Source organism: Stappia sp. TSB10P1A (genome assembly GCF_900185725.1).
In the GTDB taxonomy this organism is placed as follows: Bacteria; Pseudomonadota; Alphaproteobacteria; order Rhizobiales; family Stappiaceae; genus Stappia.
In genome coordinates this window covers 126,019-148,750 of record NZ_FYAU01000024.1, presented here as the reverse complement: position 1 = coordinate 148,750, position 22,732 = coordinate 126,019, and the positions used below count along the sequence as shown (strand labels likewise).

The 22,732-nt window shown below is 63.6% G+C and carries 22 protein-coding genes, 1 tRNA gene and 1 pseudogene; 19 read left to right on the top strand and 5 right to left on the bottom strand.

Annotated features, from left to right (window positions below):
* Positions 1 to 62 precede the first annotated feature (62 nt).
* The 17 genes from TSB10P1A_RS09300 (at position 63) to TSB10P1A_RS09220 (ending at position 15,583) form a co-directional block, all read left to right on the top strand.
* Entirely contained in the window at positions 63 to 1,337 is a 1,275-nt protein-coding gene (locus tag TSB10P1A_RS09300; RefSeq protein WP_186387903.1) for an ABC transporter substrate-binding protein, read from the top strand.
* A 330-nt stretch (positions 1,338 to 1,667) separates the two neighbouring features.
* Positions 1,668 to 2,486: an SDR family NAD(P)-dependent oxidoreductase gene (locus TSB10P1A_RS09295; protein ID WP_186387639.1), complete on the top strand. Its 819-nt coding sequence runs from the start codon at positions 1,668 to 1,670 to the stop codon at positions 2,484 to 2,486.
* Between the two features lie 78 nt (positions 2,487 to 2,564).
* Positions 2,565 to 3,854: an ABC transporter substrate-binding protein gene (locus TSB10P1A_RS09290; RefSeq protein ID WP_186387638.1), complete on the top strand. Its 1,290-nt coding sequence runs from the start codon at positions 2,565 to 2,567 to the stop codon at positions 3,852 to 3,854.
* A gap of 1 nt (position 3,855) precedes the next feature.
* A complete protein-coding gene (locus TSB10P1A_RS09285; RefSeq protein WP_186387637.1) occupies positions 3,856 to 4,605 on the top strand; it encodes an ABC transporter ATP-binding protein in 750 nt (249 codons plus the stop codon).
* The gene (locus tag TSB10P1A_RS09280) at positions 4,602 to 5,330 is read left to right on the top strand and encodes an ABC transporter ATP-binding protein (RefSeq protein ID WP_186387636.1); all 729 of its coding nucleotides are present in this window, start codon (positions 4,602 to 4,604) and stop codon (positions 5,328 to 5,330) included. Before TSB10P1A_RS09285 ends, TSB10P1A_RS09280 begins: the two co-directional genes overlap by 4 nt.
* Complete coding sequence (locus TSB10P1A_RS09275; protein ID WP_186387635.1) at positions 5,317 to 6,174, top strand: branched-chain amino acid ABC transporter permease; 858 nt, start codon at positions 5,317 to 5,319, stop codon at positions 6,172 to 6,174. Before TSB10P1A_RS09280 ends, TSB10P1A_RS09275 begins: the two co-directional genes overlap by 14 nt.
* A 2-nt stretch (positions 6,175 to 6,176) precedes the next feature.
* Positions 6,177 to 7,220 (top strand): branched-chain amino acid ABC transporter permease, encoded by a 1,044-nt coding sequence (locus tag TSB10P1A_RS09270; RefSeq protein WP_186387634.1) that lies wholly within the window; start codon positions 6,177 to 6,179, stop codon positions 7,218 to 7,220.
* The gene (locus tag TSB10P1A_RS09265; protein ID WP_186387633.1) at positions 7,217 to 8,236 is read left to right on the top strand and encodes a zinc-binding dehydrogenase; all 1,020 of its coding nucleotides are present in this window, start codon (positions 7,217 to 7,219) and stop codon (positions 8,234 to 8,236) included. The genes TSB10P1A_RS09270 and TSB10P1A_RS09265 overlap by 4 nt, the downstream gene beginning before the upstream one ends.
* 61 nt (positions 8,237 to 8,297) lie before the next feature.
* Entirely contained in the window at positions 8,298 to 9,035 is a 738-nt protein-coding gene (locus tag TSB10P1A_RS09260) for an alpha/beta fold hydrolase (protein WP_244293056.1), read from the top strand.
* Positions 9,036 to 9,055: 20 nt separating this feature from the next.
* Positions 9,056 to 10,273 carry an acyl-CoA dehydrogenase family protein gene (locus TSB10P1A_RS09255; RefSeq protein WP_186387631.1) on the top strand — a complete coding sequence of 406 codons (1,218 nt, stop codon included), beginning with the start codon at positions 9,056 to 9,058 and terminating at the stop codon, positions 10,271 to 10,273.
* A gap of 61 nt (positions 10,274 to 10,334) precedes the next feature.
* Positions 10,335 to 10,895, top strand: a complete 561-nt coding sequence (locus TSB10P1A_RS09250) for a flavin reductase family protein (protein ID WP_186387630.1) — start codon at positions 10,335 to 10,337, stop codon at positions 10,893 to 10,895.
* Between the two features lie 155 nt (positions 10,896 to 11,050).
* Positions 11,051 to 11,770, top strand: coding sequence for an ABC transporter ATP-binding protein (locus tag TSB10P1A_RS09245; protein ID WP_186387629.1), 720 nt, complete (start codon positions 11,051 to 11,053; stop codon positions 11,768 to 11,770).
* Entirely contained in the window at positions 11,767 to 12,480 is a 714-nt protein-coding gene (locus TSB10P1A_RS09240; RefSeq protein ID WP_186387628.1) for an ABC transporter ATP-binding protein, read from the top strand. The genes TSB10P1A_RS09245 and TSB10P1A_RS09240 overlap by 4 nt, the downstream gene beginning before the upstream one ends.
* The gene (locus TSB10P1A_RS09235; protein ID WP_186387627.1) at positions 12,477 to 13,340 is read left to right on the top strand and encodes a branched-chain amino acid ABC transporter permease; all 864 of its coding nucleotides are present in this window, start codon (positions 12,477 to 12,479) and stop codon (positions 13,338 to 13,340) included. Before TSB10P1A_RS09240 ends, TSB10P1A_RS09235 begins: the two co-directional genes overlap by 4 nt.
* Before the next feature lie 9 nt (positions 13,341 to 13,349).
* Positions 13,350 to 14,402, top strand: a complete 1,053-nt coding sequence (locus tag TSB10P1A_RS09230; protein WP_186387626.1) for a branched-chain amino acid ABC transporter permease — start codon at positions 13,350 to 13,352, stop codon at positions 14,400 to 14,402.
* 4 nt (positions 14,403 to 14,406) lie between these two features.
* A complete protein-coding gene (locus TSB10P1A_RS09225; RefSeq protein ID WP_186387625.1) occupies positions 14,407 to 15,243 on the top strand; it encodes an intradiol ring-cleavage dioxygenase in 837 nt (278 codons plus the stop codon).
* Positions 15,244 to 15,250: 7 nt separating this feature from the next.
* Positions 15,251 to 15,583, top strand: a complete 333-nt coding sequence (locus TSB10P1A_RS09220) for a hypothetical protein (protein ID WP_186387624.1) — start codon at positions 15,251 to 15,253, stop codon at positions 15,581 to 15,583.
* 17 nt (positions 15,584 to 15,600) lie between these two features.
* On the opposite strand, the gene TSB10P1A_RS09215 is transcribed toward TSB10P1A_RS09220, so the two are convergent.
* On the bottom strand, positions 15,601 to 16,551 hold the full coding sequence (locus TSB10P1A_RS09215; RefSeq protein ID WP_186387623.1) for a LysR family transcriptional regulator: 951 nt from the start codon (positions 16,549 to 16,551) through the stop codon (positions 15,601 to 15,603).
* Positions 16,552 to 16,657: 106 nt separating this feature from the next.
* Here TSB10P1A_RS09215 and TSB10P1A_RS09210 point away from each other — a divergent pair, with 106 nt between their 5' ends.
* Together TSB10P1A_RS09210 and TSB10P1A_RS09205 are read left to right on the top strand one after the other, a co-directional pair.
* The gene (locus tag TSB10P1A_RS09210) at positions 16,658 to 17,731 is read left to right on the top strand and encodes a maleylacetate reductase (protein WP_186387622.1); all 1,074 of its coding nucleotides are present in this window, start codon (positions 16,658 to 16,660) and stop codon (positions 17,729 to 17,731) included.
* A gap of 54 nt (positions 17,732 to 17,785) precedes the next feature.
* Positions 17,786 to 19,543, top strand: coding sequence for an FAD-dependent monooxygenase (locus tag TSB10P1A_RS09205; RefSeq protein ID WP_186387621.1), 1,758 nt, complete (start codon positions 17,786 to 17,788; stop codon positions 19,541 to 19,543).
* Between the two features lie 108 nt (positions 19,544 to 19,651).
* Here the strand turns inward: TSB10P1A_RS09205 and TSB10P1A_RS23710 are convergent.
* The 4 genes and pseudogenes from TSB10P1A_RS23710 to TSB10P1A_RS09190 form a co-directional block, all read right to left on the bottom strand.
* Positions 19,652 to 19,741: pseudogene (locus tag TSB10P1A_RS23710) on the bottom strand (IclR family transcriptional regulator); the annotation flags it as partial.
* A gap of 262 nt (positions 19,742 to 20,003) precedes the next feature.
* Positions 20,004 to 20,079, bottom strand: a tRNA-Thr gene (locus tag TSB10P1A_RS09200).
* Positions 20,080 to 20,375: 296 nt separating this feature from the next.
* Complete coding sequence (locus TSB10P1A_RS09195) at positions 20,376 to 21,776, bottom strand: pilus assembly protein (protein WP_186387620.1); 1,401 nt, start codon at positions 21,774 to 21,776, stop codon at positions 20,376 to 20,378.
* Positions 21,777 to 21,955: 179 nt separating this feature from the next.
* Positions 21,956 to 22,513 (bottom strand): HNH endonuclease, encoded by a 558-nt coding sequence (locus TSB10P1A_RS09190; RefSeq protein WP_208984908.1) that lies wholly within the window; start codon positions 22,511 to 22,513, stop codon positions 21,956 to 21,958.
* Between the last annotated feature and the right edge of the window lie 219 nt (positions 22,514 to 22,732).

The following is a 22,732-nucleotide window of genomic DNA, read 5'->3' as shown; positions in this document are numbered from 1 at the left end:
CGAATCCTGGTGGTGAGGGAGCGGATGAACACCAAGACGACATACAAAGGGAGGGAGACATGATGCTCGACAGACGGACGTTTCTGAAAACCACCGTCGCCACCGGGCTGACGCTTGCTGCTTCGGGTCTTTCCGCGCCGGCGATCGCGCAGGGCAGGAAGATCAAGCTCGGTTACGTCTCGCCGCAGACCGGCCCGCTGGCCGGTTTCGCCGAAAGCGACGCATACAATATCGCCAAATTCCTTACTTCACCGCACGGCGGGAACTTCGAGGTCGTCGTCAAGGACAGCCAGTCCAATCCGAACCGCGCCGCCGATGTCGCCAAGGAGCTCATCCTCAGCGACAAGGTGAACATGATGCTGGTCGCATCGACGCCCGAGACGACAAATCCGGTCGCCGGCGTGTGCGAATCCGAAGGCGTGCCGGTCGTGTCCACCGTGGCGCCCTGGCAGCCCTGGTTCATCGGGCAGCAGGGCAATCCGCGTGATCCGTCGACCTGGCAGCCCTTCGACTACGCCTATCATTATTTCTGGGGCATGGAAGATGTGATCCGGGTCTTCACCGCCATGTGGAACCAGCTCGATACCAACAGGCAAGTCGGTGGACTGTTTCCCAACGATGCGGACGGCAATGCCTGGGGCGACCCCGTGAACGGTTTGAAGCCGGGGCTGGCGGAGCGCGGCTACGACCTGACCAATCCGGGCAGCTTCCAGAACCTGTCCGATGACTTCTCGGCGCAGATCAACGCCTTCAAGTCTGCCAGGACCGACATCATCACCGGCGTTCTCATCCCGCCGGATTTCACGACCTTCTGGAACCAGTTGCGCCAGCAGGGGATCACGCCGAAGGCAGTCACCGTCGCCAAGGCGCTGTTGTTCCCGCAGTCGGTGGAAGCGCTTGGCGACGCCGGGCACAACCTTTCGTCCGAGGTCTGGTGGACGCCGTCCCATCCGTTCAGGTCCTCGCTGACCGGACAGAGCTCTGCAGACTTGGCGGCGGACTTCACCTCGCAATCCAAGCGCCCCTGGACCCAGCCGATCGGCTTCGTTCATTCGCTGTTCGAGGTGGCGGCGGACGTGATGGGCCGCGTGGAAGATCCGACCGACGGCGACCTTGTCGCCGAAGCGCTGGCGACCACGCAGTTGGACACGGTCGTCGGAAAGGTCGCCTGGAATGGCGAGGGTGTCCCCGAGTTCGCGGCCAAGAACGTCTGCAAAACGCCGCTGACCGGTGGTCAATGGCGGATCAAGGAGGATGGCGGCTACGACCTCGTCGTCGTTGAGAATGGGGCTGCGCCCGAAATCCCGACTGGCGGACAGATGGAAGCGCTCACCTGAACTGGCGGTATGGCCTGTTTGCAGGATTGTTGAAGATCGCGAGATCGCGCCGGCATTCCTGGCGCGATCCTTGCCATTGTATCATTTTTCCAAGACTTTCGGGGTCTTATCATAACTCATAGCTATATTAATCGGCGTTTTGTGCATTTGACTTGAGCGGGGTAGAGGCCTCGTTATGGGGCGAGGAGACGCTCTTTGCCTATCGGGGGAGGTGGGCAAGGCATACTGACAAGTGGAGGATCCGGGCGAACCCACAGCGCCCGCAGCACCGGCTGCGACGCGGCCGGGCGTCCTTCCTGTCTGCCTGCATATGGGAGGGGAGGATAAGCCATGTCCCGGCTGGAACAGATGTTCGATGTGCGCGACCAGTCCGTGATTGTGACCGGGGGGGCGAGCGGGATTGGCCGGGCCTATGCGGAGATCATGGCCGCCGGGGGCGCGCGGGTCTGCATCTTCGATGTCGACGGCGAGGGAATTGCGCGGACCATCGACGAGATCTCCTCGACCGGCGGGGGTGTTTGGGGGATCGAGGTCGACGTGGCCGACCGCCCCGCGATGGCCGAAGCCTTCGACAAGGTGGCGGACAAACATGGCGGGATCGACACGGTCTACGCCAATGCGGGTATCGACCCGGGGCCGGGCTTCTTGACGCCGCTCGGCGAACGCAATCCCGATGGCGCGATCGAGAACATTCCCGATGCGCAATGGGACCGCGGAATCGAAATCAACCTGACCTCGGTCTACACGACCGTCAAGAACGCGGTGCGCCACATGAAGCCGCGGGGCGCGGGAAAGATCATCGTCACGTCCTCGATCGCGAGCGAGATCAACGAGAGCATCGTCGGCACGTCCTACATGCCTGCCAAGGCGGCGGTGAACCATTTCGTCCGCCACATGGCGATGGAACTGGGTGCCTACGGAATTCGCGTCAATGCGATCCTGCCCGGGCCTTTCATCACCAACATTGCCGGGGGACGTCTGCGCAACAAGGAAGACCGCGCCGCATTCGAGGCGCAGTCGCTGATCGGCCGCATCGGCGATGTGGAGGACATCAAGGGACTGGCACTGCTGCTGGCATCGCCAGCCGGATCCTACATGACCGGATCCCTGGTGGTGATCGATGGCGGTTCACTGATCCGCATGACCTGACAGGCGAAAGGACGGCGCGTTTGAGGAGGTGCCCGTAACAGGGCAAGCGCCGGCCGATTTGGAGAGGAGAAACCAAAAATGGCCTTTATCAACAAACTCATCCGCCCCAGCCGGCGAACCGTGCTCAAGGGGCTCGGAGCGTCGGTGGCGGCAAGTTCGCTCGCCATGCCGACGGTTCTGCGCGCACAGACCGCGGGCAGGATCAAGATGGGCTATATTTCGCCGGCCACCGGTCCGCTCGGGCTGTTTGGCGAGACCGACGGCTTCACCGTGCAGAAGATCCGCGAAGCGCTCGGAGGGCAGATCCGGTCAGCCAACGGAGATCTGTACGACATCGAAATTCTCGAGCGCGACAGCCAGTCCAATCCGAACAAGGCGGCGGAAATCGCCGGCAATCTGATCCTCAACGACGAGGTGAACATCCTCGTTCCCGCCTCGACCACGGACACGATCCTGCCGTCCATGGAGCAGGCTGAACTTTACGAGACGCCCTGCATCTCGGCCGGCGCTCCCTGGCAGGCGGTGATCATGCCTCGCGGCGGCGGCGAATTCGACTGGACCTACCACTTCTTCTGGGGTCTCGACGAAGCGTTGAACACTTTCGTGGGTCTTTGGAACGGACTGGATACCAACCGCAAGGTCGGTATGCTGTTTCCGCAGAACATCGACGGCGAGACCTGGGGCAATGAGGACTATGGTCTGCCCAGGCCGACGCGGGAAGCCGGATACGACGTCACGATACCTGGCTATTTCCAGCCCCGGACAAACGATTTTTCGGCGCAGATCTCCGCGTTCAAGGCGGCCGGTTGCGAGATCATCGGCGGCATTACCTATCCCGACGACCTGAAGACCTTCGTCACCCAGTGCAACCAGCAGGGCTACAAGCCCAAGGCCGTGACCGTTGCTGCGGCGCTGTTGTTCCCCAGCGGGGTCGAGGCCATGGGACCACTCGGCAACGGTATGACCAGCGAAGTCTGGTGGACGCCGGCTTTTCCGTTCAAGTCCTCCATCACCGCCCAGTCCGGCCAGCAGATCGCCGATCAGTGGGAAGCGGAACAGAAGCGGCAATGGACGCAGCCCCTCGGCTACTCCCACGCGGTTCTCGAGATCGCCATCGACGTTCTCAGGCGCTCCAGCAATCCCCTCGATCGCGAAGCCAACCGCGATGCGCTTGCCGCCACGGATCTGCAGACTGTCGTCGGGCAGATCCGCTTCTCCGGGCAGCCGCACAAGAACATCTGCACGACCCCGATCTTCGGCGGCCAGTGGGTCAAGGGCGAGACATGGCCTTATGACCTGAAGATCGTCGACAACACCGTCAACCAGTTGTTCCCGCCGGAGCAGAAGATCGTGGCGCTGACCTGGTAACATGTACGGGCAGCAGGAAAACAATCCGCGGGAATGTCTTCTCCAGGCCCGGAACGTGTCGAAGAGTTTCGGCGCTGTCCGGGTGCTGCACGACGTCGGATTCGATGTCTATCGCGGCGAGGTACTCGGCATTCTCGGCCCGAACGGCGCGGGGAAGACGACGCTTTTCAACCTGATCAGCGGCGATCTCAAGCCGTCAGGCGGCGAGATCCGGCTCGGCGAGGTCAGGCTCCGGGGCGAGCCGCCACATCGCCGCTGCCGGATGGGGATCGGGCGGACCTATCAGATACCGCGACCCTATTCAGGCATGACGACCTTCGAGAACCTGCTCGTCGCTTCCGTCTTCGGCGGCGGCCGCTCGGAGGCGGAAAGTTACGACTTCTGTGCGCAGGTGCTCCGTGACTGCGAGTTGTTCGAAAAGGCCAACACGCTGGCCGGGTCGTTGACGCTCCTCGACCGCAAGCGGCTCGAACTGGCACGCGCGCTTGCCTCCTCGCCGCAGCTTCTGCTGCTCGACGAGATCGCCGGCGGATTGACCGACGAGGAATCGAAAGACCTCGTGGCGCTGATTTCCCGCATCCGGGACCGCGGCGTCACCATCGTCTGGATCGAGCACGTCCTGCATGCGCTGATGGCGGTGGCCGACCGGCTGCTGGTCCTCAATTTTGGCGAGAAGATCGCAGAAGGCGAACCGAAGACGGTCATCGCCGATCCCGAAGTCATGCGTGTCTACATGGGGATCGAGGCATGACGGAAGTTCTCTCAACGCACGGTCTCGTGGCCGGTTACGGCGACTTCCAGGCGCTCTACGATGTCGATGTGGAGGTGCACGAGGGCGAAGCCGTGGCGCTCATCGGGGCAAACGGAGCGGGAAAGTCCACCTTCCTTCGCGCGGTCATGGGATTGTTGCCCGTCGCTCCGGACATGGTCCATTTCGATGGTGCGCCCGTCGGCGGTACGCCCACCGATCGGATGGTGCAGAAGGGCGTGGCGATCGTTCCCGAGGGGCGGCGCCTGTTCACCGGGATGTCGGTGAGCGACAACCTCCGCGTCGCGATCGATCAATCAAGCCGTTTCGAGCGCAAGGGTTGCTGGACGTTGTCGCGGCTCTACCAGCTCTTCCCGATCCTCGAGGAAAAGGCCAGAACCCCGGTGGAGAGCCTGTCCGGCGGGCAGCAGCAAATGGTCTCGATCGGCCGCGCGCTGCTGTGTCAGCCGCGCCTTCTGCTGTGCGATGAAATCAGCCTCGGCCTCGCCCCAAGGGTCGTTCGAGAGATCTATGCCGCGCTTCCGGAGGTCCGGGCGCAAGGCACCTCGGTCGTTCTGGTCGAGCAGGACGTCGGTCTGGCGAAGTCGGCGTCGGATCGCCTCTATTGCATGCTCGAGGGCCGGGTAACGCTGAGCGGCCGCTCCGAGGAGATCACCCGCGAACAGATCGGTGAAGCCTATTTCGGAGGTGGCCATGCAGTGGGTTGACGCATTGGTCCAGGGTATCCTCCTGGGCGGCATGTACGCGCAATATGCGCTCGGAATGGCCTTGATGTTCGGCGTGATGCGGATCGTCAATGTCAGCCACGGGGACCTGGTCATCCTTCTGTCCCTGATCGGCATATCGCTGGCATCATCGTTCGGATTAGGACCCTTTGCCGTCATGGCCGCGCTGGTGCCGCTGGCCCTGGCATTCGGCTGGATCCTGCAGCGCGCCGTACTCAACCGCGTTGTCGGCGAGGATCCTCTGCCGTCGCTGATTGCGACCTTCGGTCTTTCGCTGGCGTTGCAGAACCTGATGCTGCAGATCTGGTCGGCCAACAGCCGTTCGCTACCCGGCGGCGGACTGGAGAGCCGTTCGATCGAGATCGGCGGAATCTACATCGGCCTCCTGCCGGTGATCGTGCTTCTTGTCGCCGCCGGGCTGACCCTGGGGCTGGACCTCATGCTCAAGCGCATGCGTTTCGGCCGGGCGTTGCGCGCGGCCTCCGCGGATGTCGAGGCGGCCGCCATGACTGGCGTCAATCCGAAGTCCGTCTACGCCATGGCCACGGCCATCGCGGTCGGCATTCTCGGCTTTGCGGCCGTCTTCCAGTCCCTCCGTTCGACTGTCGCGCCGGCCGATGGCGGAGCGCAGCTCATCTATGCATTCGAGGCCGTGATCATCGGCGGCATGGGCTCCGTATGGGGCGCGTTCGCCGGCTCGATGGTGCTCGGTGTCGCACAGGCCGTCGGGTTCCGCATCGATCCCGGCTTCGGAGTGCTGTCCGGCCACATCGTCTTCCTGCTGGTGCTTGCCCTGCGCCCGCAAGGCCTCTTTGGGAGAGCGTGAACATGACCTCGATCTCGACCTCCGCCGATGCCGTTGCCGCACCGCCGGCGATCAGGGTGCGCCGTCAGACTGTTTCCGGTGTTATCGCGCTCAGCCTCTTCGTTCTCGTGATCGTCGCCCTTTCCACCATGCCGTGGTGGGCGAAAACCGGGACGATCCGGATGGTCCTCGAACTGTGCTGCTACATCGTGGCTGCGCAAATGTGGAACATGCTGGCCGGTTACGCAGGACTTGTCTCGGTGGGACAGCAGGCCTTCATCGGCGTGACCGGCTATGCGGTCTTCGTTCTGGCGCAGACGTTCGGCATAAACCCGTTCCTCGCCATCCCCTTGGCGCTGGTGGTGCCGGCTCTGGTCGCTGTTCCTTGCTATCTGCTGCTCCACAGGCTCGACGGACCCTATTTTGCCATCGGGACCTGGGTCGTGGCCGAAGTGTTCCGCCTGGTGGCGTCCAATCTCGGATGGGTCAATGCAGGGGCCGGCATGTCGCTCGCCGTGATGCGCGAGTATTCCGGCTTCGAGCGGAACGTCGCCATGTCGGTGCTTTGCGCGCTGATGATCCTCGTCTCCATCGGCGGCAGCTACCTGTTCCTGAGCTCGCGCTACGGTCTTGCTCTGATCGCCATGCGCGACAATCCGGTCGCCGCCTCCAGTCAGGGCATCAACGTGGGCCGTCTGCGCTTCATGATCTATGTCGCGGCCGCGGTCGGCTGCGGTTTTGCGGGTGCGGTTTATTTCATGGCGCAGTTGCGCATCAACCCGCCGTCCGCCTTCGATCCGATGTGGTCGAACGTGGCGATCTTCATCGTCATGATCGGCGGGATCGGCACGATCGAGGGCGTGCTGATCGGAGCCCTCATCTACTTCGTCGCCGACCGGTTCTTCGGCGAGTATGGCGCGAGCTATTTCGTCGTCCTCGGCGTGATGACTGTTCTCGTGGCGCTTTACGCGCGCACCGGCATCTGGGGGATGATTTCCAAATACTGGGATGCACCCTGGTTTCCGATCAGACGGCACCTCCTTGTCGAAAGGAAGGACAGGGCATGAAGGCGGCGATCTTCGACCAAGTCGGCCGACCCTTACGGATCGGCGAGGTGCCCGACCCGACGCCGGGAGGCGACGAGGTGGTGCTACGGGTGGAGGCCTGCGGCATCTGCGGCAGCGATCTTCATATCACGGAGGATCCGGCACCGTTCGGGATCGGTGAAGGGTTCGTCCTCGGTCACGAGATTGCCGGTGAGGTCGTGGCGGTTGGCAAATCGGTGACGACCCTGAAAGCCGGAGACATGGTGGCCGTCGTTCCGATGCGTGGCTGTGGTCATTGCGAACGTTGCAGGTCGGGCGACCCGGCGCGCTGCGTGGAGATGAGACTGATCGGCGGCGGATATGCCGAGTATGTGGCGGTCGCGGCGCGGCAGTGCCACATTCTTCCCGATGGCGTGAGGGTGAGCGATGCCGCCCTTGCGGAGCCGCTTGCCGTGGCACTTCACTGTGTCGTGCGCTCTGGGATGAAAGTCGGAGACAGGGTCGCTGTTCTCGGCGCGGGCCCGATCGGTCTTCTCATTGCCTTCTGGGCGCGGCGTCTGGGCGCTTCGCACGTTGTTATGGCCGATCTCCACGACCATCAGGCAGAACGCGCTTATGCCCTCGGCGCGACCGGCTTTGCCTTATCGAACGATAAGCTGGCAGACCATCTTGCCGATCTGTGTGGCGGGCCGCCCGACATCGTTTTTGAATGCGTGGGTAAGCCGGGGCTGCTGCAGGCGGCGACCGAGGCGGTCCGGTTGCAGGGCAAGGTGATCGGAGTTGGGCTTTGCGTCGGTGGGGATTCCTGGGATCCGTTTGTCGCGCTGTCCAAGGAGATCGATCTGATCTTCTCCGTCTTTTTCCATCAACACCACGAATTCGGCATCGCACTCGATGTCCTGGGCGAGGGCGCGAGGTTTGCGCCGCAGACCATTATCACCGACCGGATCGGTCTATCGCCGGTGCCTCAGATCTTCGAGGGCCTGCGCCGGCGGACCACACAATGCAAGGTGCTGATCCAGCCCGAGATCGCCTGAGGAGGCAAAAATGACTGTTCAGTTCGAGACATTGGAATACGACATTGGCGGGATCCGCACGGTGGTCAAGGCGGTCGGCAAGGGGAAGCCGGTTCTGTTCCTGCACGGCGCTGCGACACTCGAAGGCTTCGACTTCGCGGAAGGACTGGCTGACCGGTTCCGGGTCTATTGCCCGAGCCATCCGGGGATGGGGTATTCCGCCGACGCGCCGGCCGTTTCCGGAATGGCCGACGCCATCATTCACTATCTCGACCTTCTCGACGCGATGGACCTGCCCGAAAAGCCGCATCTGATGGGCTTTTCGATGGGCGGTTGGATGGCGACGGAACTCGCGGCCGTCGCTCGCGAGACGTTCGACCGCGTCGTCCTCGTCGCACCGGCCGGCCTGAACGATCCGGCCCATCCGGCGACCGATCTCGGCGCGATCGCGCCGCAGGACCTTCCGGGATACCTGGCCCACGATGCTTCGGTGGCGCTGCGCTACTTCCCGGACGGCTCCGATCCGGCCTTTGCGGAACAATTCGGCGCCGATCGGGCGCGGGAAGGGGAGGCGGTAGGCCGGCTTTGCGCGCCGTTTGGCATGGGGCACCCGAACCTGCGCCGGATGATGGCGCGGATTACCAATCCAACCCTGATCGTCTGGGGGGAGAAGGACACGCTCCTTCCCGCCAGTCAGGCGTCGCTCTGGGCGGCGGCGCTGCCGGACGCGCAGACCCTTCTGATCGCGGATGCCGGCCACCTGGTGCTCCAGGAGAAACCCGAGAGCCTGAAGACTATCGGCGATTTTCTCGCCGCCTGAATAAATCGAGAGGAGATGCCATGAACAAGCCCATGAAGCACAGATACTGGGGCGACAGTATCGATTATCGTGAGGTCCTGAAGAAGATCGAGGAGATCGGCCCGACCCTGGAAGCCAACGCCCCAGCGGACGAGGAGGCCGGGGAACTGACGAGAGACACTTTCGAGGCGCTGAAACCGCTGCGGTTCTCTCACCTTCTGGCGACGGAAAAACTCGGGGGCGCGCAGATGCGTCCGACCGAGGTTCTGCAACTGCTCGAGGCCGTGAGCTGGTGGTCCGGATCGGCTGGCTGGGTGTCGATGGTGCATTGCTGCATCGGGGCCATGTCGGCGGCTTTCCTCCCCGACAGCGCCGTAGAGCGTCTGTTTGCGCCGGGGACCGACAACCGTTTTTCAGGACAGGGCGCACCGCTTGGCATGCTCAAGAAGGTCGAGGGCGGCTATCGCCTGACCGGCAAATGGAGCTACGGCTCGGGTTTCAGCCACGCCACGTGGTCGCACTCTGCCTGCTTCATTGACGACGGGGAGGGGAAGCCGGCCAAGGATGAGGACGGCAACGTCATCGTGATGTGCGCGCATGCGCCCATCGGTGAGCACAAGCAGCTTGGCAACTGGGACGTGCTTGGGCTCAAGGGTACAGGCTCGATCGACTATTCCGCCGAAGATGTGTTCATTGCCGAGGATCTGGTCTTCCCGATCCTGACGGCGCCGCCGCAGCGTCTCGAGGAGCTCTTCAGCCTCGGGATCGTCGGCCTCGCCGCGATCGGCCATACCGGCTGGGCAATGGGTGCGGGTCGACGCATGCTCGATGAGATCGCGAAATTCGCGCGATCCAAGTCCGGCCGCGCCGGCATGCTGGGTGAAAGCGAGAAGTTCTGGCATGACTACGGTCGCGCCGAGGCCAGCTATCGCGCCGCTCGCGCCTTCGTGATGGAAGTCTGGGGCGATATCGAGGCGAGCGCCGAGGCGGGCAAGCAGATGACGACGCGTCAGATCAGTCTCGTGCATCTCGCCAAGGCGCAGGTTCACGAAGTCGGCGTCGACATATGCAACTTCGCCTATCGCGCTTCCGGCGGCGCCGGCCTGCGCGCCGGGGTCCTCCAGCGCACCTTCCGAGACATGATGGTGGCGGCGAACCACTTTACGATCGCGCCGTCGATCGTCACCTCCGCCGGCCGCGAGATCGGCGGGCTCTGGTCCGACCGGGTCTGGCAGTTCTACGACCTGATCGAGAAGTGACGCATATGCAGGGCGGCGCCATGTCCGCGCCGCTCTGCGACGGAAGCAGCCAAGGCATCCCATGATGAAGACAGACACCATCGCGGAAGCGTTCCGCGAAGCTTTCAGGTTCCATCCCGCCGGAGTCGCGGTGATTACCGCCGATCCCGGCGGGAGACCCGTCGCCATGACCGTGTCGTCGCTGATCTCGGTCAGCGCCACGCCTCCGACCGTGGCGTTCTCGTTGTCGGCGCGGTCCGGCTCGACCGCCACGGTCCTCCAGTCGGAAACGGTGATCATCCACCTGTTGCGCTATCCGGATCTGGAACTGGCGCGGCTTGGTGCGACCCCCGGCGTCGACCGTTTCGGAGGCGGCGTCGCATGGGAAAGGCTGCCGACCGGCGAGCCTCTCTATACCAGCGTGTCCACGTGGTTCCGCGCACGCATCACCGGCACATTGCCGGTCGAAGGGGCGACACTCGTGGCGGCTGAACTCCTTGAAGGCGCAGCCGCAGGTCTCGACGCGCCTGAGAGGGAATCGCTCGTCTACATGGACAGACGCTGGCATCGATTGCGTGAAAACAGCGAGGGCGTGGCGAGTATCGTTTCGCTCGAGGAGGAATACCGCGACGTCTTCCGCTGAGTGTCGTCCGAGGCGTGCGCCGACCGCGGGGACTTATGCCAAAGGGTGATATTTTCGCGCAGTCATCCGATCTTGCCGTCAGCGTGTCGGGGGTACGGTGATGATATCGAGGAGGTTGCAGCGACAGCGCGATCGGGTGATCGAGGGGGAGGGCCATGGCTATCCTGGCAGTACAGGGGATGTCGAAGAGTTTCGGCGCGCTCAAGGTCACCGATGATGTCAGTTTCGAGCTCGCCCCGGGCGAGGCGATGGGCATCATCGGTCCCAATGGAGCGGGGAAATCGACGCTCTTCAACCTGATCTCGGGCAACCTGCGACCCGACAGCGGCCGCGTTGTTCTCGACGGGCGCGACGTCACCTACGAGAGCGCGATGCAGCGCTGCAGCAGTGGCATCGGCCGGTCTTTCCAGATCCCGCAACCTTTCGATCATCTCTCGGTTTATGAAAATCTGCTGGTCGCGGCGCGCTTCGGCGGATCTGTGAGCGCCGCAGAGGCACCGGGTTTCTGCATGGATATTCTCGAGCGGGCAGGGCTTGCACATCTGGCGACCCACAAGGCCGGGGCTCTGCCGCTCCTCAATCGGAAGCGTCTGGAACTGGCGCGCGCGCTCGCCACCCGCCCGCGCGTCATCATGCTCGACGAGATCGCGGGCGGCCTGACCGACGCCGAGTGCGGCGAACTGATCTCGACCATACGCGCCATTCACGCCCAAGGCACCGCGATCCTGTGGATCGAGCATGTCCTGCACGCGCTCAATGCCGTCGTCAGCCGGCTCATGGTTCTGAACTTCGGGCGCATGCTGATGGTTGGCAAACCCGACGAGGTCATGGCTGCCCCGGCAGTGCGCGAAATCTATCTGGGGATCGAGGCATGAGCGTGCTTCTCGAGGTCAAGGATCTGACAGCTCACTATGGCGACTTCCAAGCGCTGTTCGGCGTCGACCTTGCGCTCAAGCAGCGCGAAACCCTCGCCATTATTGGCGCCAACGGTGCCGGTAAGACAACGCTGATGCGTGCCATCACTGGGATCGCGCGTGTCACCGCCGGAACCGTGACACTCGATGGCGGCCGCATCGATCAGTTGAACGCGCCCGACATTCTGAGGGCCGGAATCAGCATGGTTCCCGAGGGTCGGCGGTTGTTCCCCAGTCTGTCGGTCGAGGAGAACCTGCTGATCGGAGCACATGCCCGCAAGGGCAGTGGTTTCTGGAACAAGGGCCGCGTGTGCGAACTGTTCCCGGTCCTTTCGGAGCGCAGGCATCAGCCCTCCACCTCGCTCTCCGGCGGACAGCAACAGATGGTCGCGATCGGGCGGGCGCTGATGTCGAACCCCTCGGTCCTTTTATGCGACGAACTCAGCCTCGGCCTGGCCCCGGTCGTCATCCGCGAAATCTATGCGGCCTTTCCGACCATCCGTGAAAGCGGGACGGCGATCATCGTCGTCGAGCAGGACATCGGCCAGGCGTTGCAAGTCGCCGATACGGTCCACTGCATGATGGAGGGACGTATCACCCTGTCGGGACGGCCGGACGAGCTGTCGCGCGAGGCCATCCACGACGCCTATTTCGGGATAACGCATTCATGATCTGGCTGGACACGCTCATCCAGGGACTGCTGCTCGGCGGGCTCTATGCCCTTTTTGCCGCCGGCCTCAGCCTCGTGTTTGGCATTATGCGGCTGGTCAATCTCGCCCACGGCGACCTGATCGTGCTCGGCGCCTATCTTATACTGGGGATCGGTACCGCTCTTGGCCTCAATCCCTTCGTGGCGGCGCTGATCGCCTTGCCACTGATGTTCCTGCTGGGCTGGCTGTTGCAGACGGTTCTTCTGAACAGGGTGCTGGGCGACGACATCCTGCCACCGCTTCTCGTCACTTTCGGATTGTCGGTGGTCATCCAGAACGCATTGCTCGAACAGTTCACCGCCGACAGTCGCAGACTGCCTGTCGGCCCCATCGAGGCCAAGTCGCTTGCCTTCGGCTCGGTCAGCGTCGGGGTGATGCCGCTGATCACCTTCGCCTCGGCCATTCTCGTGATCCTGTGCCTTAACTGGATCTTCTATCGCACAGCGATCGGACGCGCCTTCCGGGCGACATCGGACGACTCCGTCACCGCGCAGCTCATGGGCATCCGTCCACGCCGGGTCTTTGCGCTCGCCACCGGCATTGCGCTGGTCGTCGCCACGATCGCGGCGCTCTATCTCGGCGCACGGGCGAATTTCGATCCATCGATCGGCCCGGCACGCCTCCTCTATGCATTCGAAGCGGTGATCATCGGCGGCCTTGGCAGCCTATGGGGGACGCTGATCGGTGGGCTCATCATCGGCGTGGCCCAGGCGTTCGGTGCGGCATTGAAGCTCGAATGGCAGATCCTGGCAGGCCACGTCGCCTTCGTTCTGATTCTGCTCGTGCGGCCGCGGGGGCTCTTTCCCCGCGCCCATGATTGAGGATCACAGATGAAGAACGCCCTAGGCCTCCTGTCGCTCCTCGTCATCGTCGCCGCTCTGGCCGTCGTCCCACTGTTCGGTCTGCGCGCGCTTGTCCAGGATCTCTTCATGGTCCTGTGCCTCCTGGTTCTGGCGCTCAATTGGAACATGCTGGCCGGCTTTGCCGGGCTTGTTTCCGTCGGCCAACAACTCTTCGTCGGCGTCGGCGCCTACGTGATGTTCGCCGCGGCCATTTTGTGGGGGCTCGACCCGCTCACCGGCGGTCTGATCGGTGGCCTCGTCGCCATGGTGCTTTCGGTGCCCGTCGCCTTCTTCGTTTTTCGCCTGAACGGCGCCTATTTCGCCATCGGCACCTGGGCGGTGGCGGATATCGCGCGTCTTTCCTTCAGCCAGTGGCAGGCGCTCGGCGGTGGCACGGGCACGGCGCTGCCACGTGGCGCTGCCCGTGACATGCCGGGTGTCCAGTTGCTGCGTGAGGTTCTCGGCGTTTCGCCTGCTGCTGCGGTCGACATGCTCACCTACTGGCTGGCACTCGGGCTGGTCGTCGCGATGCTGGTCGCCAGTTGGATCTTCCTGCGCTCGCGCATGGGGCTTGGGCTGCAGGCCGTGCGAGACAATCCCGTGGCGGCGCGCTCGGTCGGAGTCGATCCGGTCCGGCTGAAGGCGCTTGTTTTCCTGCTCACGGCGTTCGCCACAGGGCTTTGCGGTGCGCTCATCTTCATCCAGACGGGGCGCATTTCACCCGATGCCGCCTTTTCCGTCATCGATTGGACGGCCTTCGTCATCTTCATCGTCGTCATAGGCGGGATCGGCACACTGCCGGGACCGATCATCGGCGTGCTGGTGTTTTACGGATTGCAGCGCCTGCTGTCGGACTACGGCACGGTCTACCTCATCGTACTCGGCGTGATCGGCATCGTGGTCATGCTTTTCGCGCGTCGCGGTCTGTGGGGCGGCTTCACGCAATGGACAGGCGTCAACCTGCTTCCGCTCGAACATGCGCCCCCGAAACGCCCGGACACCGGCATCCGGCGCAACACGCGATCCGTTCATGGAGAATAAGCTCATGAGTTATTTCACCGAAACCAATTCCGTTGAGACAGTCAATGCCCGCATGGGGGCGCAGACCGATCCGCGTCTTGCCGAGATCATGTCCAGTCTGGTGAAGCACCTTCATGGCTTCGCGAAAGACGTGAGCCTGACCCAGGAAGAATGGGATTTCGCCATTGGCTTTCTGACAAGAACCGGCCAGATGTGCTCAGGCGAACGGCAGGAGTTCATTCTGCTCTCCGACGTTCTCGGTTTCTCGATGCTGGTCGATGCGATCAACAACCGCCGGCCGGAAGGGGCGACGGAGAACACGGTCTTCGGGCCATTCCATGTCGCCGACGCGCCGATCCGGCAGATGGGCGATTCGATCAATCTCGATGGCAAGGGCGAAAGCTGTCTGTTCGAGGGCCGAGTGCTGGACCTCGACGGCCATCCGATCGAAGGTGCGTCGGTGGACGTCTGGTCGGATAACGCCGACGGCTACTATGACGTCCAGCAGCCCGACATTCAGCCGAAGTGGAACAATCGCGGCCGCTTCATTACGGCGGCGGATGGACATTACAGTTTTGTCGGCATCAAGCCCGTGAGCTACCCGATCCCCGATGACGGACCTGTCGGCAAGATGCTGGGTCAACTCGGCCGGCATCCCTACCGCCCGGCGCACATGCACTATCTTATCACGGCGCCCGGCTATCAGAAGCTCGTTACCCATACGTTTGTCGGCGGTGACGAGTATCTGGAGTCAGATGCCGTTTTCGGCGTGAAGACCACCCTGATCGCGCCTTACGAGAAGGTCGACAACGGTGAGACGCTCTGGCGGTCCCCCTTCGATTTCGTGCTCGTTCCACGGTGAGGACAGGATGCCCAACATCAAGATCTTCGTCGACGAGACACAGTACAACGCGGTGAGGAGCGGGCTGGCTGCCTTGCTCCCGGATTTGCGGACCGCGCTGTGCTCCAGCCTCAGGGTCGATAATGCGGCCTTCCAGATTGCCGTTATCCCGGTTCTGGGAATGGCGGACCAGCCCCAGGTCAATGTCGAGATGCAGCTTATGCCGCGGCCCGAGCGCACCCGCGAGGTCGTATCCGAACTCGCAGGGCAGTTGCGCGCGAGTGTCGCCAAAGCAACCGGTCAGTGCGTGGCGGTGCGCGTCGCCATGCTCGACGCCGCGACCTATGTGGCGTTGAAATAGAGGGAAAACTGAGCCGGTCAGCTCCGTCGGTGGGTGACTTGTTCGGCGTGGTCCATCCGCGCCTGCAACCGTTCCGACTCCGCCTGAAGGAAGGTGATGAATTGCTGTGCCGCAGGCGGTCTCTGTCTGTCGCTCTTGGTCAGGATTCCCAGTTGCCGGTCCGGGTGGTCGATCTTCAGCGGCAACACCGCGAGGGGGATGGTACGCCGTGTCTGGAAGACCACTGAGTAGGGCAGCACCGTCAGAGAATCCGATCCGGTCAGCACCGACTGGATGGATGCCAGCGTGCCGCCGGAAAAATTCACCATGAAGTCTTCCTGGCCGATGGATTTCAGCGCCCGTTCGAGGTCGCGATAAAGCGGGCTGTCGGCCGGCGGAGCAATCCACGGGTAATTGGCGATGTGAGACAGCGAGATCGCCTTGATCCGCGTGAGGGGGTGATCGACGCGGCAGGTAATGACATTGCGACCGGAGAGAAGCGGCAGGAAATCCATGTCCGGCGGCACCTGGCGCGGATGAAGCGGCAGGATGGCAATGTCGAGGCCGCCGTTCTTGAGGCCGGCTTCCAGCGTATCGAGATAGCCGTAGGACTGGTCGATATGGACATCCGAATTGCGAGACTGGAATTCGGCGATCATGGTGGCGATGACGCCATCGGTGAAGATCGGCGAGCCGCCGACGCGGAGCCTCCCGGCCAGTCCCTGGCGAAACCGGCGCACCAGAAGGCTCGCGTCCTTATTGGCGATGCGGATCCTGTTGCCGAGGCGCGCGAGGCTTGCGCCCAGTTCGGTCGGTCGCAGCGGACGGCGGCCCGGCTCGAAAAGCGGCATTCCGATGCGCTTCTCCAGCAGGGCCATGCTCCGTGAAACCGAAGGCTGCGACTTTCCGAGTTCGTCGGCGCCTTCGGTCAGGCCGCCCTTTTCGACGATGACCGCCAGGATCTCTAGATGTTCGCTGTCAATCTTCATAACTCAATGCGATATTATATTCCGCACATCCGATCAATATTCCTGTGTGGCTGGGCTAGCATCCGAGCTGAAATACAGAGCAGCGGAAGCCTGCAGGGGGAGCCTGGTGTCGTTTTTCCGGGAGGAGTTTATCGCGCGTAGCGCAGCCGTGCGCGTTCGCTTCGGTCCCGGCGTGCGCCGGTCCGTCGCAGAGGAGATGGAAGCGCTCGGGGCCCGGCGCGCGTTGATCCTGACCACGCCGCAGCAGGCCGAACTCGCCGATGAGTTCTCCGCCTATTGCGGCGGGCTCGCTGTGGGCAGCTATACCGGCGCGACGATGCACACCCCCGTATCGGTGTCGGAGGATGCCACTAGGCTGGCGGGTGCACTCGGTGCGGACGTACTGCTTTCGGTCGGCGGAGGCTCGACGATCGGCCTCGGCAAGGCGATCGCGTTGAGGACGGATCTGCCCCAGATCGTTGTCCCCACCACTTACGCCGGTTCCGAGGCGACGCCCATCATCGGCCAGACGGAAAACGGCGTGAAGACCACGCAGTCGACTGCGAAGGTCCAGCCGGAGGTCATCCTCTATGATGCCGAACTGGTCACCACGCTGCCGGTGGAAATGACCGTCACTTCCGCCCTGAACGCAATGGCTCATGCCGCCGAAGGGCTCTATGCCCGTGACCGCTCGCCGATCTCCACACTGATGGCAGTCGAGGGGCTGTGCGCCTTCCGCGATGGTCTGCCACGGGTGCTCGCCAATCCGGAGGACACGTCGGCGCGTGGCGAAACCCTCTACGGGGCGTGGCTTTGCGGAACCGTTCTCGGGCAGGTGGGCATGGCGCTTCATCACAAGCTGTGCCACACGCTGGGTGGTAGCTTCGACCTGCCGCATGCGCAGACGCATGCAATTGTGCTGCCGCATGCCATCGCATACAACGCGCAAGCTGCCCTCGAACAGCTCGCGCCGCTGGCCGAGCTTTTCGGCGACAGCAATCCCGGTCGGGGTCTGCGCAGCTTCGCCAAGCAGGTCGGCTCGCCGATGGCGCTGAGAGATCTGGGGCTGGCGGAGGCCGATCTCGACCGTGCGGCAGATCTTGCTGTCGCCAATCCCTACTGGAATCCGCGGCCGGTCGAGCGCGATGCGATTCGCAAGCTATTGCAGGCCGCATGGGCGGGAGAGGAGCTCGCCGTCTGACACTCTTCGGCGGCCCGCGCAGCCCGCCCTTTCGTTCTCTTGGGAGGAGACTACATGCCCGACATCACAACGGATGTCCTGATTATCGGCACAGGGCCTGCGGGTTCGGCAACGGCCGCGCTGCTTTCGACCTACGGCGTCGCAAACATGGCGGTCAATCGCTATCGCTGGCTGGCCAACACGCCGCGCGCGCACATCACCAATCAGCGTGCCATGGAAGTGCTGCGCGATCTCGGGCGCGAGGTCGAGGACGAGGCCTATATGTTCGCCACGCATCAGGACCTGATGGGCGAGAATATCTTCTGCGAGAGCCTCGCCGGTGAGGAGATCGGGCGGATGAAGGCGTGGGGCAATCATCCCCTCTCCAAGGCCGAACATCTGATGTCGTCGCCGACCAAGATGAACGACCTGCCGCAGACCTTCATGGAGCCGCTGCTGTTCAAGACGGCCTGCTCGCGCGGTACCCAGGCGCGGATGTCGACGGAATACCTCCGTCACGTACAAGATGCCGAAGGCGTCACGACCACCTGCCTCGACCGTCTGACCGGCCGTGAGTTCACCATCCGCTCGAAATACCTCGTGGGAGCGGACGGCGGGAAATCGCTGGTGGCGGAGAACGAGAACCTGCCCTTCGAGGGCAAGATGGGCGTCGGCGGCTCGATGAACATCCTGTTCAGGGCAGACCTCTCCAAATACGTCGCTCATCGCCCGTCGGTGCTGTACTGGGTCATGCAGCCGGGTGCCGATGTCGGCGGCATCGGCATGGGGCTGGTCCGCATGGTCCGCCCGTGGAACGAATGGCTGATCGTCTGGGGCTACGACATCAACGCGCCCGAACCTGAGGTGACGCCCGAATTCGCCACCGGGGTCGCGCGTCAACTGATCGGCGACCCGGAGCTCGAAATCGAGCTGTTGTCGGCCAACACCTGGACCGTCAACAACTACTACGCCACCAAGACCTCCAACGGCCGCGTGTTCTGCATGGGCGACGCGATCCACCGCCATCCGCCGTCGAACGGTCTGGGCTCGAACACCTCCATCCAGGACGCCTTCAATCTCGCCTGGAAACTGTCGATGGTCCTGAAGGGACAGGCAGGCGAGCGGCTCCTTGACAGCTACGACGCCGAACGGGCGCCGATCGCCAAGCAGATCGTCACCCGTGCCAACCAGTCGATCGCCGAGACCGGCCCGATTTTCGCTGCGCTCGGCATGGCGGAGGGCGTCGACCCCGAGCAGATGCAGAAGAACCTCGAGGCCCGCACCGACGGGACCGCTGAGGCCGAAGCGCAGCGCGAGGCGATCCGCAAGGCGATCGCCTTCAAGAAATACGAGTTCGACGCCCACGGGGTGGAAATGAACCAGCGCTACCGTTCGAATGCGGTGGTGACAGACGGGCAGATCGAGCCGGCGTTCCAACTGGATGCGGATCTGCACTACCAGCCCACCACATGGCCGGGCGCGCGATTGCCGCATGTCTGGCTCTACCGACATAGCGACGGGGCCGAGATTTCCACGCTCGACATCTGCGGCCACGGCCGCTTCACCCTGCTGACCGGTCTGGGCGGAGAACCTTGGGTGGATGCTGTTCAAAAGGTGGCTGAGGGACTGGGAATCGAGATCGTGACCCACGTGATCGGTCCGCGTCAGAACTACATCGACCACAGTGGCGAATGGGCGCGGCTCGCCGAAATCAGCGACAATGGTTGCCTGCTGGTCCGTCCCGACCACCACGTCTGCTGGCGCGCCACATCGCTTTCAGAAGATCCGAAAGCCGATCTGAGCCGGGTTCTGAAATCCATTCTGGCGCGATAGTCGCCCCGCTGCGCCCAATCCGCCGTCGTCCGTGCCCGCGTTGCCCTCACGACGTTGACCCAGGCGCGGTCGTTTCGGGCGCGGCTGGTTCGGGTCGGCAGGTCTGGCGGTGCCGTCGAGGATGGATGCCGAAGCGGATTGTCCGATCTGTCCGGAGACGTGGTCGAAGCACGGCTGGACGATCCGGGGCAACGGCGTGATCGAATCCCGTCACCCGCTCCAGGTTTCCTGTACTGCAATATGTTACGCGAGGCCGCCGGGAGGCGGCCTTGCCGTTTTTGCCGCCGCTGGCAGGTCGTCTGCGGGAACTTTACCCCGTGCCTGGATCGCTACGGCCGGCGTCAGTCTCCGCGCGGCCGCTTGCTGGCGCCCGGCACGGCGAAGCGACGGCCGACAGCAGCGCGATGGCTGCGAGGGCCTTCTCGTCATGTCCCTGTCCGGACGCTGGCGACGTGAGAAGTGGTGCCGCTGAAGGGACTCGAACCCCCGACCCCATCATTACGAATGACGTGCTCTACCAACTGAGCTACAGCGGCGTACCAGACCGGGGCGGGAGCGCCCCGTATATGACGCGGCACCAGGCCGCGGTCCCGGCGGCGCGGAGCCGATCCGGTTGCTTGCCGATCCGGTTGGCCGTGCCTGCCTTGTGTGAAGGCCCCGATGGCCGGAACCCTGTCTGTTCCGACAGGACGCTGCCACGGGAAAGGCGATGCCGGACGACCGGTCCGTCAAGGTGGCCGTGTGATAGCGGACAAGCGGGCGGCGCGCAAGAGGCTTTGCGCCCGCCGTCCCCGCTTCGGGCCGGAGCCTGCGGATCGGTGTTTCGCGCGCCTCAGCGCGACAGGTAGGTCGACTTGATCTGGTTGGCGATGGCCTGGAAACGGCTGTTCAGCTCGGCGTCGTTCTCGGCCAGATAGTAGTCGCTCGGCGAGGAGGCGCAGTCGTTCATCACCTTCTTGGCCTGGGCATTGCTGCCGATCTGGAAGCCGACGGTGATGATCCTGATGCCGGACTTCTTGACGGCGTCGCACAGGGCGATGGCGCGGGTGGTGGAGGTCGTCGCCTGATCGAGCCGGGCGACCCAGTCATAGGTGGTCCTGGACACCGTCATCGGCCCGTCGAACCAGGTGTTGAAGTCGCCGTCCGTCATCAGCAGCATGTATTTCAGCACGCGCTCGTCGGAATAGGGGGCCGGCTTGCTGGCCGAAGGCCAAAGACCCGCCCATTTCTCCGACAGGGTGTACCAGCCCCAGGCGACGCCGGTCTGTCCGGCTGTGTTGCCGCTGGCCGCAAGATTGGCGATCGTGTGCAGCGGCGTGCCGGACTTGGAGGAGGAGCCGGGATCGAGGGTCAAGGGAACCAGTTCGGCCTTCGGACAGACGAAGCCGGCGTGGTTGTTCATGCTGCGGCCGTCGTAGTAGTAGCCCCTTCCGCTGCTGGCCTGCTGAGCGCCCGGCCCAATGGCGGCGATGGTGTAGCTCGCGTCCGTATAGGCCTGGGCGCCCGTGCGCTCGGAGACGCAGCCGGGATAGGAGGTGCGGCTGGCATTCGCCCCCTTGGTGGCGAGGTTCGCCCGCGTGGAGCCGATATTGACGCCGCTGGCATAGGGCACCACGGCGATGCGGACCTTCTCGTTGGTCGCGACCGTGTCCGGCGGGACCAGCGTGTTGATGAAATTCGCCGCTGCGTTGCGCAGAGCGACGATGCGGCTGCCGGCCATGGAGCCGGTGACGTCGAGCACCAGCGTCGCCTCGACGCTCTTCGGATAGACCGCCTCGGCGCTGACGCTGACATTCAGCGCATCCGGCCCGAAGCCGGCAAGATGGATGAAATAGGTCGGCACGCTGGAGCGGGCCGAGACCTCGATCACCCGTGTCTCGGTGTTGATCTTCGGCTCGTCGATGATGATCTCGCCGCCGCCGCTGGAGCCCTTGATGTTGGCGCCGAAATAGGCCTGGTAGTTGGCGTCGAGATAGGCCTTGATCTCGCTTTCCGTCATGTTGCGCACGGACAGTTCGCGGGCGACCGCCAGCATCGCGGCATCGAGACCGCGGGCGATGGCCTGGCGCTGGTTGATGGCCCGTGCAAAGTCGAGCCCGGCGCCGCCGGCGACGATGATGAAGATCGCCAGAATGGCGAAGAGCGGCAGGATCGCGCCGTTGCGGTCCCTGCCGAAGCGGCGCGCCTGGCGCCTGAGCGCCGGAAGTTTTCCGTCCGAGTTGCAACTTGCCATCTTTACCCACTCCCGCGCCGGTACGACGACACGGCATTGCTGGCGGGACACTGGCACGAAGGAACGACCGGTTGGTTAAACCGGGTGCCGAAAGTCGGGGGTTTCTGCGGATCGGTTGACGAAGCGTTAAGGCATGAAACCAGCGACGCAGCGGCAGGACCGGGAGGGCAGGCGGACGGTCAGGGTTCGAGCTCGGTGTCCCAGTAGAGGAAGTCGAGCCAGCTTTCGTGCAGGTAGTTCGGCGGGAACAGGCGACCGTTGTTGTGCAGGTCCTGGACGGTCGGGGGGAAGGGCATGTGCATCGGCCACATGCCGATGTCGGCGCAGGACTTGTTGGCTTTGCGGAGATTGCAGGGCGAGCAGGCCGTGATCACGTTGTCCCAGGTGGTCTGCCCGCCTCTCGAGCGTGGGACGAGGTGGTCGAAGGTCAGTTCCTCGCGGGAGCCGCAATACTGGCACTGGAACCGGTCGCGCAGGAAGACGTTGAAGCGGGTGAAGGCGGGATGTCGGCTCGGTTTGACGTAGCTTTTCAGCGAGACGACGCTGGGAAGTCGGAACTCGCTGCTCGGACTTCGGACCGTGATGTCATATTCGGAGACGATATTGACCCGGTCCAGGAAGACGGCCTTCACCGCATCCTGCCACGCCCACAGCGACAGCGGGTAATACGCAAGCGGGCGATAGTCAGCATTGAGCACCAGGGCCGGATGAGCACCTGGAGAGACGGCGAGTGTCACACCTTCGCTCCTCATGCCTGCTTCGCCGACCTCGCGAAGGCGCATCGCAACCGCGATTCGCTTTCGGGCCGGACGACCGAACGCGGCGATAGTGTAGAGCGACAGTGACAGTCTTGTGAAGCCCGGCAACGCGCATGGCTTCACCCTGGCGACGCAGCGTCGCAGGAGAAGCGATCGGGCGCGGCACAGCGGAAAAAGCGCGGGTCCTTGCGGCCCGCG